The sequence below is a fragment of the Aliirhizobium cellulosilyticum genome (genome assembly GCF_014198105.1).
GTDB lineage: Bacteria > Pseudomonadota > Alphaproteobacteria > Rhizobiales > Rhizobiaceae > Neorhizobium > Neorhizobium cellulosilyticum.
Genome location: NZ_JACIGW010000010.1, coordinates 67,709 through 83,434 on the forward strand (window position 1 = coordinate 67,709; position 15,726 = coordinate 83,434).

The following is a 15,726-nucleotide window of genomic DNA, read 5'->3' on the forward strand; positions in this document are numbered from 1 at the left end:
AGGCGCATCATGTCTCTCATCCATGAAATCGACTACGGCACGCCTGCATCCCGCTCTGAAAGACAGGTAACACTCACCATCGACGGCCGCGCCATAACCGTGCCGGAAGGCACGTCGATCATGCGGGCCTCGATGGAGGCGGGCATTCAGATCCCGAAACTCTGCGCTACCGACATGGTCGACGCCTTCGGTTCCTGCCGCCTCTGCCTGGTGGAGGTCGAGGGGCGCAACGGCACGCCGTCCTCCTGCACCACGCCTGTCGCACCGAACATGGTCGTCCATACCCAGACCAACCGCCTGAAGGATATCCGCCGCGGCGTGATGGAGCTTTATATCTCCGATCATCCGCTCGACTGCCTCACCTGTGCTGCCAATGGCGACTGCGAACTGCAGGACATGGCGGGTGCGGTCGGCCTACGCGACGTTCGTTACGGCTACGAGGGCGACAATCATGTACTCGCGCGCAACGACGGTGCCATCAACGCGAAATGGATGCCGAAGGACGAATCCAACCCCTATTTCACCTATGACCCGTCGAAATGTATCGTCTGTTCGCGTTGCGTACGCGCATGCGAGGAAGTGCAGGGCACGTTCGCACTGACGATCGAGGGGCGCGGTTTCGAAAGCCGTGTCTCGCCCGGTGCGCACGAGCATTTTCTCGAATCCGAATGCGTCTCCTGCGGCGCCTGCGTGCAGGCCTGTCCCACCGCGACGCTGACGGAAAAGTCGGTGATCGCAATCGGTCAGCCGGAGCATTCAGCCGTGACCACCTGCGCCTATTGCGGAGTTGGCTGCTCCTTCAAGGCGGAAATGCGCGGCGAGGAACTGGTGCGCATGGTGCCATGGAAGGAGGGTCAGGCCAATCGTGGCCACTCCTGCGTCAAGGGCCGGTTTGCCTATGGTTATGCCAGCCACAAAGACCGCATCCTCAACCCGATGATCCGCGAGAGGATTTCCGATCCATGGCGGGAGGTGACCTGGGAAGAGGCGTTTTCCCATATCGCCACCGAGTTCCGGCGTATCCAGTACCAGTATGGCCGTGACGCTATCGGCGGCATTACCTCGTCGCGTTGCACCAACGAGGAAACCTTTCTTGTCCAGAAACTGGTGCGCGCCGGTTTTGGCAACAACAATGTCGATACCTGCGCCCGCGTCTGCCATTCGCCGACGGGCTACGGTCTCGGACAGGCTTTCGGCACGTCCGCCGGCACGCAGAATTTCGATTCGATCGAGCAGTCCGATGTGGTGATCGTTATCGGCGCCAACCCCACCGACGGTCATCCGGTCTTCGGCTCGCGGCTGAAAAAGCGACTGCGGCAGGGTGCAAAGCTGATCGTCATCGATCCGCGCCGCATCGATCTGGTGAGGACGCCGCATGTGGAAGCGGCCTACCACCTGCCTCTCAAACCCGGCACCAATGTCGCAGTCATGACGGCACTGGCGCATGTCATCGTCACCGAGGGCCTGGCTGCGGAGGCGTTTATTCGTGAGCGCTGTGATTGGTCGGAATTCGAAGACTGGGCGGCCTTCGTTTCCGAAGAAAACCATAGCCCGGAAGCAACCGAAAGCTTTACCGGCGTTCCGGCCGATCTTCTGCGCGGTGCCGCCCGGCTGTTTGCCACCGGCGGCAATGGCGCGATCTATTACGGCCTAGGCGTTACCGAACACAGCCAGGGTTCGACGACCGTAATGGCGATCGCCAACCTTGCCATGGCAACGGGCAATATCGGCCGGCCGGGCGTCGGCGTGAACCCGCTGCGCGGCCAGAACAATGTTCAGGGTTCCTGCGACATGGGCTCGTTTCCGCATGAACTTCCGGGCTATCGCCATATATCGGACGATGCCACGCGCGACACATTCGAAAAACTCTGGGGTGTGACGCTAAACAACGAGCCCGGCCTGCGCATTCCCAACATGCTGGATGCAGCCGTCGAAGGCACGTTCAAGGGCATCTACATTCAGGGCGAGGATATTCTGCAGTCCGACCCTGATACCAGACATGTCTCGGCCGGGCTCGAAGCCATGGAATGCGTTGTTGTGCACGACCTTTTCCTCAACGAAACGGCCAATTACGCCCATGTCTTTCTGCCGGGCTCGACCTTCCTCGAGAAGGATGGAACCTTCACCAATGCCGAACGCCGCATCAACCGCGTACGCAGGGTGATGACCCCGAAGAACGGCCTTGCCGATTGGGAGGTGACCCAGAAGCTTGCACAGGCGATGGGGCTGAACTGGAACTATGCCCATCCATCCGAAATCATGGATGAGATCGCCGCAACGACGCCGAGCTTCGGGCTGGTTTCCTACGACTATCTCGACAAAATGGGCTCGGTACAGTGGCCGTGCAACGAGGCCCATCCTAAAGGTTCGCCGATCATGCATGTCGACGGTTTCGTGCGCGGCAAGGGCAAATTCATTCGCACCGAATATGTGGCGACCGACGAGCGCACCGGACCACGCTTCCCGCTGCTGCTCACCACCGGGCGTATCCTGTCCCAATACAATGTCGGGGCGCAGACGCGTCGGACAGAAAACGTCATCTGGCACGCAGAGGACCGGCTGGAGATCCATCCGCATGACGCAGAGCAACGCGGCATCAAGGATGGCGACTGGATCAAGCTTGCAAGCCGCTCGGGCGATACCACGCTTCGGGCACAGATTACCGACCGGGTCTCGCCGGGCGTCGTCTATACGACCTTCCACCACCCGGATACGCAGGCCAATGTCATCACGACCGATTTCTCCGATTGGGCAACCAACTGTCCTGAATATAAGGTGACGGCAGTACAGGTTTCCCCGTCCAACGGCCCGACGCAATGGCAGGAGGACTACAATGATCTGTCCAACCGCTCACGTCGCATCGCAGGCAAAATACAGGCAGCGGAGTAGAGCCGGTCAGGATCGCACCGAATCCCTGTCATAACCTCGGAAATCCTTCGCCTTGCGGATAAAAAGGAGCTCATCGATGTCGCATGATCAGGGGCGGGAAAAGCTGATCAGAATGGCAAATCAGATCGCCACTTTCTTCATGTCACAGCCGGAAACCGACAGAGCAAAAGGCGTTGCCACCCACATTAACAGGTTCTGGGAGCCACGGATGCGCAGGCATCTGTTCGAATGCCTGGATGAAGGTGCGGACGGACTGATGCCGCTGGTGATCGAAGCGTCAACCTTGATCCACCGACCATCTTCGCAGGCAAAACCCGGGACAAGCAGCGGCATTGCAAAGCCACTATAAGGCTGGATTGCGAGGTTGAAACGCTTTGCGCCATATCCATGGTGGCGAGGCTTGGCAATTTAGCAGCTCGTGATTAAGCAGAACAGGATTTTTCTTGACATCCCAGGTCTTCTTTTCCAAAAGAAGATAGCGTTGGTCATGTTTGACAGGTCTACCGGAAATGCTCGTCTGCAGCTGCAACTACATCACGGACAAGGAAATCAAGGACGTCATCGTCCAGCTTCTTGACGAAGACTGTTGGCAGCTCATCGTTCCGGCGAAAGTCTATCATGCCATGAGCAAACGCGGTCGCTGTTGCGGCTGTTTCCCCAACGTCGTGGATCTGATTATCCGCACGACGGAGGAATATCATGCCCTGCGTCACTCGACGGAGGACGAAGTCGTTATATATTTGTCTCGCTTGAAGCAGTTCCATGAGGAAAACAGGAGAGCGGACATTGAAAGGCGACAAAAGGGTCATCGAGCGGCTTAACGAGGCTTTGTTCCTCGAACTTGGGGCCGTTAATCAATACTGGCTTCACTATCGTCTTCTGAGCGACTGGGGTTTCACCAAGCTCGCAAAGAAGGAACGTGCCGAATCCATCGAGGAGATGCAGCATGCCGATCGTCTGATCGATCGCATCATCTTCCTTGAGGGCCATCCCAATCTCCAGACGGTTGCGCCGCTGCGTATCGGCCAGAATGTCAAGGAAGTATTGGAAGCCGATCTTGCCGGCGAATACGACGCCCGCACGGCCTACAAAGCCTCCCGTGATCTCTGTCATGAGGCAGGCGACTACGTTTCCATGAAGCTGTTCGAAGAACTGCTGATGGATGAGGAAGGTCATATCGACTTCCTCGAAACGCAGCTCGACCTGCTGACCAAGATCGGTGAGGAACGTTACGGCCAGCTCAACGCGGAATCGGCCGACGCTGCAGAGTGAATGATCAAAGACCCGGCTTTCGGGCCGGGTCTTCTCTCGTCATTTGTTGTTCGTGTTAGCGCCGGAACTCAGGCCGCTGCCAGATGTGAAAATTCCGCAACCACCTGATCATAGACCTGCCGTTTGAACGGCACGATCAGTCCGGGAAGGTCGGCCATCGGCTTCCAGTCCCAGGCGTCGAACTCCGGCGAATGACCGCCCGGCGGCGGATTGATGGCGATCTCGCTCTCATCACCCTCGAAGCGGAAGGCAAACCAGCGTTGGGTCTGCCCGCGATATTTGCCCTTGAGCCCGATACCGATCAGATGCGCCGGCAGATCGTAATTGATCCAGTCTTTCGATTGCGCAAGCAGGGTCACCGTCTTCATGCCGGTTTCTTCGTAAAGCTCGCGATAGGCAGCAGGAAGCGCGTCTTCTCCCTTGTCGATGCCGCCTTGCGGCATCTGCCAGAGCTGCGGCGAGCCGTCATATTCGCTGTTGCCCTCGGAGATCCGCCGGCCGGCCCAGACCAGTCCGTCACGGTTGAGCACCATGATGCCCACGCAGGGCCGATACGGCAGGTCTTCAGCCTTCACCGTACCACTCTTCCCGGCCCCGTCTTTCTTGGCCATGCTTCATTCTCCATCAGGGTTCGCTTTTATCGCGTACAATCGCTGATACGCCAACGATCTCGATGCCACGCTGCGTCGCTTCTTCGCTCCACTTCCTTACAGCATCGATGCTCTCGTCGTAAGCGGCGGCAATGCCGATTGCCGTCCCCTGCCGGTCCGCGATGCGGCCGAGTTCATCGAGCTTGCGAAGAATGGCCTGGGTCTGCACCTGTCCGTCGAGCACGACATCGGCAAAGGCATGAGGCAGCTTGACGGCATCGGATACGGAATTCGTCTTTGAAAGAGAAGACGTCCCGTCATCGAGGAAAAGGAGCCCACGCTTCGCCACGTCCTGCAGCACCGGCCGCAGCGCCTTTTCATCCGAAAGGTAACGTGCGCCCTGATAATTGACGATGCCGGTATAATTGGTGACCCGCGCCATGGCCTGGTGGAGGCGCGCGAGATTGTCCTTGGCGGAGTTCGCTGTCAGCAGAGTACCTGGCCCCGGATCGTTCGCCGGATAATCGAAAGGTTCGAACGGAACCTGCAGCAATATCTCATGCCCCTTGCGCCGCGCTTCCTGCATCCAGCGCTGCAGGCTGTTGCCGCTCGCTGCAAATGCAAGCGTCACACCCGCCGGCAGTTGCTGCACCGCCTTCTGGCTGCCGGTCTGGCTGAGGCCGAGGCCGCTGATGACGATGGCAACACGCGCGCCCCTCTCGCCTGACCATGGCCTTGCATATTGGTCCATCGGACGCAGACCGTCGGCGCCGATGATCGGCAGCTTTCCGTCCTCGGTTTCTTCGACAAGATCTGGGTTCGGCTGGCCTGCTACGCGCGGGTCCTGGCCCATCCGCTGGGCATCGATGACCTGCGGCCCGGACCGGTCACGCGGCGTATATTTGGTAACGTAGTTTCCGTCGCCCGTGGGGATGCGCTCGATATTGGCGCCTGACGGGGTCCGCTCGGACGATGTGCCCGATTGCGCGGAACGAGCCTCCGCCTCTGTCGAAGGTGCGGATTTATCGCCGGAAGGCGTTTGCTCGATATTGGCGGCAACCTGCCTGAGTCCGTCGTCTTCGCGAATGACATAGATGGAGAGAGCGATAACGCCGACAAGGACCACACCGCCGCAGAGAATGGCCTTGTAACCACTCAACGAACGTTTCGTTTTCGGCGGCCGCCCTTGTCCCAAGGGTGCATGGAGATCAGTACCCACGCTAATATCCGTGCTATCCCGCGGTCTTGAAAAATCCGGGAGAGCCGTTCAGGCTCCCCCGGCACTGTTCTTACTTCTTGACGGCTGCCGCAGCCTTGTCCGGGCTTGCCGGGAAGCTCGGATCCGTCTTGGTGCCATGGAGAAGATCCAGGGCATAGTTCAGCTGGATGTCATCCTTGGCTTCCGGCGGCACATAGGCTGCGGAACCGGAGCCTTCTTCCGTCTCGGCATTGCCCTGGATATGGCCCTTGAGGCTGGATTCGCCTTCTGCCTTCAACTTGCCCTGCAGTTCCGGCGGGAGCGGCTGCTCGACCTTGATGTCCGGGTTGATGCCCGTACCCTGGATCGATTTGCCGGACGGCGTGTAATAGAGCGCAGTCGTCAGACGCAGCGCACCGGCATCACCGAGCGGGATGATCGTCTGGACGGAGCCCTTGCCGAAGGACCGAGTACCGACGACGGTTGCACGCTTAAGATCCTGAAGTGCACCGGCAACGATTTCCGACGCAGAAGCCGAACCGCCATTGATCAGCACGATGACCGGCTTGCCGTCGGTCAGATCGCCCGGACCGGCGTTGAAGCGGCGGGTTTCGTCGGCATTGCGGCCGCGGGTGGAAACAACTTCGCCACGCTCCAAGAAGGCGTCCGATACATTGATCGCCTGATCCAGAAGACCGCCCGGGTTGAGACGCAGGTCGAGAACGTAACCCTTCAACTTGTCGGCCGGAACATCGGCCTTGATCTTCAGGATTGCCTTTTCGAGATCATCATATGTCTTTTCGGTGAAGGAAATGACGCGAACATAACCGACATCCCCGCCTTCCACGCGGGACTTGACCGCACGCACGGCGATAACGTCGCGAACCACGGTGATTTCGAGCGGCTTGTCGGCGCCCTGACGGATGACAGTGAGTTTGATCGGCGTATTGACCGCGCCGCGCATCTTCTCGACGGCATCCTCAAGCTTCAGGCCACGGATGGACTGACCATCGATTTCGGAGATGAAGTCACCGGCAAGAATGCCGGCCTTGGAAGCGGGCGTGTCGTCGATCGGCGCGATGACCTTGACCAGTTCGTTTTCCATCGTCACTTCGATGCCAAGACCGCCGAATTCTCCGCGGGTCTGTGTCCGCATGTCTTCGGCATCCTTGGCATTCATGAAGCTCGAATGCGGATCGAGCGAGGTCAGCATGCCGTTGATGGCGTTTTCGACCAGCTTTTCCTCATCCGGCGCCGTCACATATTGAGCGCGAACGCGTTCGAAGACGTCACCAAAAATCGAAAGTTCCTTATAGGTCGACGCTCCGGCTGCCTGGGCCGGCACGCCGGCCGAATAGATGACACTCATCGCTGTCGCACCCATGAGTGCACCGACGATGACAAGCGAAGCCCTACGAATCATTTCGCGCCCTTCCAGTTTCCTTGGCTGACCACCATGGCTTGGAATCAACCGTGGTGTTGCCGTTTCTAAATTCAATGTAAAGCGTTGGGCGATCCGTTTCCAGCGCCAACGCAGTTGCACTCGCCACTCTTTTCTCACCCATCACGGCGATCGGCTCACCGCTGAATACAAAGCTTCCCTGACGAACGTTCACATCCTTCATGCCAGTGAAGACCACGTAATACCCGTCACCGACATTAAGAATGATCGTTTGGCCGTAACTTCTGAACGCTCCGGCAAATACGATTGAACCATCCGCCGGCGCAGTCACGATGGCCCCGGCATTGGATGCGATGGTGATGCCGCGCGCCGTATGTCCTGTCCCGTCGGGATCGCCGAACCAACGTACGACATCGCCTGCCACCGGAAAGGCCAGCTTCTGCCTCAGGCTTGAAAACGCATATGCTGGCGCAATGCGGTTTTTGTCGGGCACACCGTTTTCGGCAAGCTCTCTCGCCTTCTCGCGCTCGACCTGCGTGAGGCGCTTCTGGCGCTCCTCTTCCGCCCTGGCGGCCTCCATCGCCTCCCGCACCGAGGATATTTCACTTTCCAGCGAAGAGATAAGCCCTTCGAGCGATGTCGCCCGGCCTGCAAGTTCCTCCGAGCGCCGCCGCTCTGCCTCGAGTTCCGCCGTATTCCGGCCGTTCAATTTTTCGTTTTCAGCCAGAAGAAGATCCATCCGCTTGTCTTCTTCAAGGCTCGCGGCAATCGTGTCCGACACGGCCTGCTTTTCACTCGCTGCGGCATTACGCGTCTCGCTCAGGGCCTTCAGATCGGCAACGAGGCGTTCGGCCTCCGCACGCATGCCCGGCACGACGGCACCGAGAAGAATGGCGCTGCGCACGGAAGCAAGCGCATCCTCCGGCTTCACCAGCAATGCCGGCGGCGGGTTGCGTCCCATGCGCTCAAGCGCGCCGAGCACTTCCGCAAGAACACCCCGGCGACTGCGAAGCGATGCGCGAATTCCGTCTTCCTGGACGCCGAGGGCAGCGATCTTCTTTTCGCTTTCCTGGATCTTACGCTCCAGATCCTGCCGCTTCTTCGCAGAATCGATCAGGGCCTGGCGGATATCGGCGCTATCCTTGTTGGTCTGCGCAATGCTTTTCTCGATATCGGCGATCTTGTCTCCCGACAGCTGCATCGTCTTGCCGAGCGCCTCGAGCTCCTTGCGCGTCTCTTCCTGCTTCTGCCTCAATTCAGCTGTCGGACCGGCAGCCTCGACCGGGGCTGCGTTTACCGCGCCATCGCCCGGCGGCGCGGCATCCTGCGCATATAGCGGCTGCGGAACGGCCAGCAGAAGACCGGCAATGGCCAGCGTGCTGGCCAAGCCTGATCCATATCTGGCAGGTCTTTTCCGACTGGCGTCCATATCCGCTCCGAGTGATAGAATGCGAAGGCTAGGCTGATTTGCTTAGGCCCGCCACAAACAACATCGTGTTTGCGCCTGAACGAAAGGTTAAACGCGGTGATAGGGATGGCCGGAAAGAATGGTAACAGCCCGGTATAACTGTTCTGCTATTAGAATGCGGACCAGTTGATGCGGCCAGGTCATCGTACCAAGGTTAAGAACGAGATCCGCCCTGGCGCGAAGCTCCGGATCAAGACCGTCTGCACCGCCGATAGCCAGCATCATGTCGCGCTTTCCATTGTCGCGATAACGGCCGACCGCATCCGAAAAAGCCTGGCTGTCGAGCGTCTTGCCGCGTTCGTCCAACAGAACGAGGATGGCGCCCTCGGGCAAGGCCTTTTCCAGGACGCCGGCTTCCTCGCGCTTGCGGGTATCGGCATTGGACGCGCGACTTTCCTGTACCTCCACCAGCTTCGCCAGCTCCAGGCCGACGGCGGGGCCGGCCTTGGCGAAACGGTCGAGATAGCGGGACGCAAGGTCCTTCTCCGGGCCGGCCTTGAGCCGTCCCACGGCAAAAAGGGTAATACGCATGTCCTGATCCGTCTAAATTCGAACAGCCGAAGAGTGCTGCACCGGCGCGTGACGCCAGTCTTGCTTTAACGGCTTTCGACGGTTCAGGCCAAGCCCAAACCGCTCAATGCAGCAGCGGTCCCTCTTCGATCTCCGGAGCTGCCCACATCTTTTCGATGTTGTAGAACTCGCGGATTTCGGGACGGAACACGTGAACGATCACATCACCCGTGTCGATCAGCACCCAGTCACCGCTTTCCTGACCTTCCACACGCGGGGATCCAAGCCCCTCGTCCTTCAGGTCGGTGACAAGATGGTCGCAGATCGCCATGACATGGCGGCTCGATCGCCCGGTGACCACAACCATGTAGTCGCCCAGCGCCGATTTTCCGGCAATATTGATGGTGACGATATCTTCTGCTTTGGAATCCTCAAGGCTATTGAGGATCAGTTCGAGAGCGCGAGCTGCGGCATCGGCGCCACGTTCGGAACTCTGCGGGAGGATGGAAACCATCTTTCCCTTGGCGTGTACTGTTGTCAGGGTTTGTCCTTTCTTACCAAGTAACAGCAACAAGCACTTCCAGCGAATCCGATCGAGGTCGGCCGCTTTGATGAAGTTGGCACCGAATGGTTAATCTTTCAAGGGAGGACCATCAGAAGTGAACGCATGACGCGAAACCGTCATGTGTAGACGCTCCTTCAGGTTCATGGTGAGTTCTTGCGGCCATTCGCCCTGAGCGCGGTCGAACTCAGCGTCGATCTGGGGCCATGAATGAAGGTCCAGGCAGGCGCCTGCCGCTTCCAGAGCGTACCGATATCATCCTCATCCACGCGCGCGTAGTCGAATGTGCGGGCCATTTTCGACGACAGGAATGACAGGGTCGCACCCGGCCGATCAACGACCGCGATCGGAAACATCGAGACAATTTCGCGCCATTTCTGCCAGAGATGGAAGGATTGCAGGCTGTCGGCCCCCATGATCCAGACAAAATGGGCCTGGGGATTTCTGGCTTTCACATGGGCAAGCGTATCGGCCGTATAGGAGCCGCCGAGTGTCTTTTCGAACGCAGTCACCTTGATGCGCGGATCACGGGCAAGATGCTCGCTCAGCGAAATTCGCTCGCTGAGAGGCGCAAGCTCGCTACGGCTTTTCAGCGGATTTCCCGGCGTCACCATCCACCAGAGCTGATCGAGACCGAGACGACGCAGCGCAATTTCGGCGACCAGCAGATGGCCTTCATGCGGCGGATTGAACGAACCGCCGAAAAGCCCGACGGCCATGCCGCGCTCGATATGCGGCATGGTAAGATATTGGCGATCGATCTTCTCTTCTTCCACGTCGGGCCGAAGCTCTATGGACGGATCTGGCCGGTGCCATGCACACGGTATTTGAACGAGGTCAGCTGCTCGACGCCGACCGGGCCGCGCGCATGCATCTTGCCGGTCGAAATGCCGATCTCGCCACCCATGCCGAATTCGCCGCCATCGGCAAACTGCGTGGACGCATTGTGCAACAGGATGGCGGAATCGATCTCGTTGAAGAAACGCGACACAACGGCTGGGTCTTCGGCAATTACCGCTTCCGTGTGACTGGAAGAGTAGGTGTTGATGTGCCGGATCGCGCCATCGATACCGTCAACGACCGCGACCGAAATCACCGCATCCAGATATTCCGTGTGCCAGTCTTCTTCCGTCGCCGCTGCCGCCGTCGGGCAGGCAAGCAGGACTTCTGCCGATCCGCGGATCTCGCAGCCGGCGTCCTTCAATGCTTGCAGAAGCGGCACGAGATGCGTGCCGGCAACGGCCTTGTCGACCAGCAGCGTTTCGGCCGCGCCGCAGACGCCGGTGCGCCGCATCTTGGCATTAACGACGATCTTCTTCGCCATCTCAAGATCGGCGGATGTGTCGACATAGATATGGCAGAGGCCTTCCAGATGCGCAAAGACCGGCACGCGCGCCTCGTTCTGCACACGGGCGACAAGGCTCTTGCCGCCGCGCGGGACGATAACGTCTATTGCACCATCGAGACCGGACAGCATGGCGCCGACAGCCGCACGATCGGTCGTCGGCACGATCTGGATCGCATGCTCCGGAAGATCGGCAGCCTTCAGGCCAGCAACAAGGCAATCATGGATAGCCTGAGATGATTGCGCCGAATCCGAACCGCCGCGCAGGATCACCGCATTGCCGGCTTTCAGGCACAATGCACCGGCGTCTGCAGTCACGTTGGGACGGCTTTCATAAATCACGCCGATGACGCCGAGCGGCGTGCGGACACGCTCGATATTCAATCCGTTCGGACGATCCCAGGCGGCAATCACCTCTCCGACCGGATCCTTGAATTCGGCGATCTCGCGTAAGCCCTGTGCCATTGCGGAAATACCCTTTTCCGTCAATGTCAGGCGATCGATGAAGGATGGTAGCAGACCCTTGCCTTCCACCTGCTTCAGGTCTTCGGCATTTGCCGCAAGAATCCTGGGCATGGCCGCGACGATCGCATCCGCCATGGCATGCAGCGCCATGTTCTTCGCCTGCGTCGACGCAATCGCAAGCTGACGCGCAGCCGCCTTGGCGTTGCGGCCGATTTCGGCCATGACCTTGTCGATATCGGCCGTCGAAACCTTATCCAGCATGGATAACCTCCTCCTTGCGGCCTGTCTTCGACCGAAGCCCACCCGTCATCACCAGGTCGCCGCGATGAACCATGGCGGCGCGGCCGGCATAACCCAATATCGCTTCGATCTCGGTAGATTTCCGCCCTGTGATCTGACGCGCCTCATCGGCATCGTAACTGACCAGACCGCGGGCAATCTCAAGCCCATCGGTACCGATGATGGCAACCGTATCGCCGCGGTGGAAATGACCTGCGATCCGGCGAACGCCTGCAGGGAGCAGGCTTTTACCCAGACCAAGCGCCTTTTCCGCACCATTATCGACATGCAGTTCGCCCGCGGGCTGCAATTGCCCGGCAATCCAGGTCTTGCGCGCAGTCACCGGCGCCTCGGATGGTGCAAACCATGAGGAGCGCGTGCCTTGCTCGATCGCCTGCAGGGGATGGTCCGTCTTGCCTGATGCAATGATCATCGCACAACCGGCGCCGGTCGCGATCTTGCCGGCATCGATCTTGGTGCGCATACCGCCGCGCGACAGTTCGGATGCGGCACCGCCAGCCATCGCCTCGATTTGAGGCGTAATCGCCGCGATCGTGTCGAGGAACTTAGCCTCGGGATCGAGATGCGGAGGAGCGGTGTAAAGCCCGTCGATATCCGACAGAAGCACCAAGAGATCGGCCCCCGTCATCGTCGCGACACGCGCAGCCAGCCTGTCATTGTCGCCATAGCGGATTTCCGATGTCGCGACGGTATCGTTTTCGTTGATGATCGGCACAGCGCCGATCTTCAGCAACTGCTTGATGGTTGCGCGGGCATTCAGATAACGGCGGCGTTCTTCCGTGTCGCCCAAAGTCAGCAGGATCTGGCCGGCGACGATCGCATCACGCGACAGGCTTTCCGACCAGGCGCGGGCAAGCGCAATCTGACCGACAGCCGCGGCCGCCTGGCTTTCTTCGAGTTTCAGAGCACCGGCGGAAAAGTCGAGAACGGTGCGACCCAGGGCGATTGCGCCCGAAGACACGACGAGCACATCGACACCCGCCGCCTTCAACGCCGCGATATCGCTGCAGATGGAATCGAGCCACGCGGATTTCAGCCCGGTCTTGCGATCGACAAGCAGCGCCGAGCCGATCTTGATGACGACCCGGCGATAGCTGGAAAGCGCCTTGCGGCTATTGGTACTGCCGCCGGTCATAGCTCCCCATCCTCGTCATAGTCCTGCACCGGTGCGGATTTGTCCGGCAGGGTCGTTTCGTCACCTTCGCTGGCTTCGAGAATGACGTCACGAAGGGCACGCAGGACTTCCGTCATGCCCTTGCCCGTCGCAGCCGAAATCAGGAACGGCGTCTGGCCGCAGGCCTTCTCCAGTTCCTTCGCCTTCTTCTTCAGTTCCTTTTCATCCAGGATATCGATCTGCGACAGTGCGACGATTTCCTGCTTGTCGGTCAGGCCGCCACCATAGGCCTCAAGTTCCGCCTTGACCGTCTTGTAGGACTGGCCGACCTTTTCTTCCATCGAAGAGACGAGATGAAGCAGCACGCGGGTGCGCTCAACATGGCCGAGGAAGCGGTCGCCGAGGCCGATCCCTTCATGCGCCCCTTCGATCAGGCCCGGAATATCGGCAAGCACAAATTCGCGCCCGTCGATCGCCGCAACGCCCAGATTGGGGTGGAGGGTCGTAAACGGATAATTGGCGATCTTAGGTCGAGCGCGGGTAACCGAAGCAAGGAAGGTCGACTTGCCGGCATTGGGAAGCCCCACGAGACCGGCATCGGCAATCAGCTTCAGCCGCAGCCAGACCGTCTTTTCCTCGCCTTCAAGACCTGGATTGGCCCAGTTCGGCGCCTGGTTGGTGGGGCTCTTGAAGTGGGTGTTGCCGAAACCACCATTGCCGCCCTTGGCCAGGCGGAACTTCTGGCCTTCCTTGATCATGTCCATGATCAAGGTTTCATTGTCTTCCTCGAAGATCTGCGTGCCGACAGGCACTTTCAACGTCACGCTTTCACCATTGGCGCCGGTGCGGTTACGGCCCATGCCATGGGTACCGATCTTGCCCTTGAAATGCTGCTGGAAGCGGAAATCGATCAGCGTGTTGAGACCGTTTACCGCCTCGACCCAGACGTCGCCGCCGCGTCCGCCATCGCCACCATCCGGCCCGCCGAACTCGACGAACTTTTCCCGCCGGAACGAGACTGCACCCGCGCCACCGTCACCGGAGCGAATATAGACTTTTGCTTCGTCGAGAAATTTCATCTTGCTGCCGTCAGTCTTGTGTTACGCAACGTCATCAGGGATTTCTGGACGCCTTCTTTAGCGTTTCGATACCGTTCGTTGCCTTTAAGGTCAAAGATTATCATGAAGTTCGTCAGCCATAAGCTGTAATGCGGCTCCAGCACGAGCGGGTCTGCGGCATGGAACGGATACCGCACGCCCCGATCAGGGTTTTCGATACCGCCAGCGGATCTCTCTGGCCAGATCAATCCCGTATCGCTTGAGACATGTTGATGGCCACCGGCAGACACCAATGGCCATCAGCATTTTTAGCAGGCCTGCGGCCGCACCAGATCGCCGGCCTCCAGCATCGTCTCGATATGCGGCGCCATGCGGTTGCGCGCAGTCGAGAAAACCTCTCCCGCATCGACAATCCTGAAACCGAGCTTTCGCTGCACATTGAGCGAAGCGAGGTTGTCGGCAAAGGCACCGGAATGCACCACGGCGTCCGGCATGCGCCGGAAGAAACGTTCCAGCACGGCGCCGGTAGCTTCTGTCATATAGCCATGATCCCAGTAATACCGGTTCAACCAATATCCCAGGTGCCAGCCGTCTCTGCGCAATTCCATGCCGACGACGCCGATATGGACGTCATCGCCCGTGGTGACTGCAAGGCTCCAATCCGGCATCAGCCCGGAGGTCTGGCGCACCAGCCAATCGATCGCGTCATCTCGATGATAAGGCTGCGGCACGCGAGAAAGCATGCGGGCAACCTTGAAATCGGCAAGCGATGCCGCGATAGCATCCGCATCGCCGATCCGGTGAGGACGCAGGGTCAACCGGTGGGACTGGATGATCGGGCACGGCCCCGGTGCCAGCCGAACTTCGACAGATCTTTCGACGATTGCGGCGTTCATCTCAGCTCTCCCCAGCTTCTCAACGATATCCAGGTCTTGCGATCCAGACGGAACCACTCAACCGGCACCATGGCACCTTCCGCAAGGCAATCGATCATGCCGGATCCCTGGAACTGGAAGCCGCACTTCTGGATCACCCGCTTGGATGGAATGTTGGTAACCCGGCACCGCGCATCGATCTGGTCGATTTCGCTTCTGGTACGAAAAGCCATATCGATCAGCGCATGGGCAGCTTCCGTGCCATAACCTTCGTTCCAATAGGGCTCGCCGAGCCAATAGCCGATTTCGAGCGTGCGTTCGTCTGCCTGCGGCTCCAGTGCGCAGCATCCCAGGAAGGCGCCGTCATTTCCTCGGGTAATGGCATAGACGCATTTGCCAATCTCGCCAGCATTCGTGCGTCGCACGAAATCGGCTGCGTCTGTCGCAGTATAGGGATGCGGCATGCGCGACACCATCGTTGCGATGGCGGCATTGTTGGCGAGATGGGCAAGTGCGTCGATGTCTTCTTTGTGGGGTGCGCGGAGAACCAGTCTCGGCGACAGTAAGACGGGGCACTCGCTTCTCGACCGATCCTCGGACCGGTCCGGCCGCAGCCGTTCTTCCGGCGGCCGGGATTGGCTCGCCCTCAACAATTCGATTTGCATGGTTCAGTCTCCT

At 59.3% G+C, this 15,726-nt stretch carries 16 protein-coding genes; 4 read left to right on the forward strand and 12 right to left on the reverse strand.

Going from position 1 to position 15,726, the window contains the following annotated elements; genetic code table 11:
• The first annotated feature begins 9 nt into the window (after nucleotides 1-9).
• From fdhF to bfr, 4 genes are all read left to right on the forward strand, one after another.
• Nucleotides 10-2,889, forward strand: coding sequence for a formate dehydrogenase subunit alpha (gene fdhF, locus GGE33_RS24985; protein ID WP_183829512.1), 2,880 nt, complete (start codon nucleotides 10-12; stop codon nucleotides 2,887-2,889).
• Nucleotides 2,890-2,965: 76 nt separating this feature from the next.
• Entirely contained in the window at nucleotides 2,966-3,238 is a 273-nt protein-coding gene (locus GGE33_RS24990) for a formate dehydrogenase subunit delta (RefSeq protein WP_183829515.1), read from the forward strand.
• 142 nt (nucleotides 3,239-3,380) lie between these two features.
• The gene (locus tag GGE33_RS27620; RefSeq protein WP_246436459.1) at nucleotides 3,381-3,710 is read left to right on the forward strand and encodes a (2Fe-2S)-binding protein; all 330 of its coding nucleotides are present in this window, start codon (nucleotides 3,381-3,383) and stop codon (nucleotides 3,708-3,710) included.
• Complete coding sequence (gene bfr, locus GGE33_RS24995; protein WP_183829518.1) at nucleotides 3,676-4,161, forward strand: bacterioferritin; 486 nt, start codon at nucleotides 3,676-3,678, stop codon at nucleotides 4,159-4,161. The genes GGE33_RS27620 and bfr overlap by 35 nt, the downstream gene beginning before the upstream one ends.
• A 68-nt stretch (nucleotides 4,162-4,229) precedes the next feature.
• Here bfr and GGE33_RS25000 read toward each other — a convergent pair whose 3' ends face one another.
• The 12 genes from GGE33_RS25000 to GGE33_RS25055 form a co-directional block, all read right to left on the reverse strand.
• Nucleotides 4,230-4,772, reverse strand: a complete 543-nt coding sequence (locus tag GGE33_RS25000) for an RNA pyrophosphohydrolase (protein WP_183829521.1) — start codon at nucleotides 4,770-4,772, stop codon at nucleotides 4,230-4,232.
• A gap of 13 nt (nucleotides 4,773-4,785) precedes the next feature.
• Entirely contained in the window at nucleotides 4,786-5,970 is a 1,185-nt protein-coding gene (locus tag GGE33_RS25005; RefSeq protein ID WP_183829525.1) for a divergent polysaccharide deacetylase family protein, read from the reverse strand.
• Between the two features lie 70 nt (nucleotides 5,971-6,040).
• Nucleotides 6,041-7,372, reverse strand: a complete 1,332-nt coding sequence (locus GGE33_RS25010) for a S41 family peptidase (protein WP_183829528.1) — start codon at nucleotides 7,370-7,372, stop codon at nucleotides 6,041-6,043.
• Complete coding sequence (locus GGE33_RS25015) at nucleotides 7,362-8,780, reverse strand: murein hydrolase activator EnvC family protein (RefSeq protein WP_183829531.1); 1,419 nt, start codon at nucleotides 8,778-8,780, stop codon at nucleotides 7,362-7,364. Before GGE33_RS25015 ends, GGE33_RS25010 begins: the two co-directional genes overlap by 11 nt.
• An 87-nt stretch (nucleotides 8,781-8,867) precedes the next feature.
• Nucleotides 8,868-9,350: a 23S rRNA (pseudouridine(1915)-N(3))-methyltransferase RlmH gene (rlmH, locus tag GGE33_RS25020; protein ID WP_183829534.1), complete on the reverse strand. Its 483-nt coding sequence runs from the start codon at nucleotides 9,348-9,350 to the stop codon at nucleotides 8,868-8,870.
• 103 nt (nucleotides 9,351-9,453) lie between these two features.
• Nucleotides 9,454-9,843 carry a ribosome silencing factor gene (rsfS, locus tag GGE33_RS25025; RefSeq protein ID WP_148143774.1) on the reverse strand — a complete coding sequence of 130 codons (390 nt, stop codon included), beginning with the start codon at nucleotides 9,841-9,843 and terminating at the stop codon, nucleotides 9,454-9,456.
• A gap of 191 nt (nucleotides 9,844-10,034) precedes the next feature.
• Nucleotides 10,035-10,631, reverse strand: a complete 597-nt coding sequence (locus GGE33_RS25030) for a nicotinate-nucleotide adenylyltransferase (RefSeq protein ID WP_183686884.1) — start codon at nucleotides 10,629-10,631, stop codon at nucleotides 10,035-10,037.
• 50 nt (nucleotides 10,632-10,681) lie between these two features.
• Entirely contained in the window at nucleotides 10,682-11,962 is a 1,281-nt protein-coding gene (locus GGE33_RS25035; RefSeq protein WP_183829537.1) for a glutamate-5-semialdehyde dehydrogenase, read from the reverse strand.
• Entirely contained in the window at nucleotides 11,952-13,136 is a 1,185-nt protein-coding gene (gene proB, locus GGE33_RS25040) for a glutamate 5-kinase (protein ID WP_183829540.1), read from the reverse strand. The genes GGE33_RS25035 and proB overlap by 11 nt, the downstream gene beginning before the upstream one ends.
• Nucleotides 13,133-14,194: a GTPase ObgE gene (obgE, locus tag GGE33_RS25045; protein ID WP_183829543.1), complete on the reverse strand. Its 1,062-nt coding sequence runs from the start codon at nucleotides 14,192-14,194 to the stop codon at nucleotides 13,133-13,135. The genes proB and obgE overlap by 4 nt, the downstream gene beginning before the upstream one ends.
• Before the next feature lie 287 nt (nucleotides 14,195-14,481).
• Entirely contained in the window at nucleotides 14,482-15,069 is a 588-nt protein-coding gene (locus GGE33_RS25050) for a GNAT family N-acetyltransferase (protein WP_183829546.1), read from the reverse strand.
• A complete protein-coding gene (locus tag GGE33_RS25055) occupies nucleotides 15,066-15,713 on the reverse strand; it encodes a GNAT family N-acetyltransferase (protein ID WP_148143780.1) in 648 nt (215 codons plus the stop codon). Before GGE33_RS25055 ends, GGE33_RS25050 begins: the two co-directional genes overlap by 4 nt.
• Between the last annotated feature and the right edge of the window lie 13 nt (nucleotides 15,714-15,726).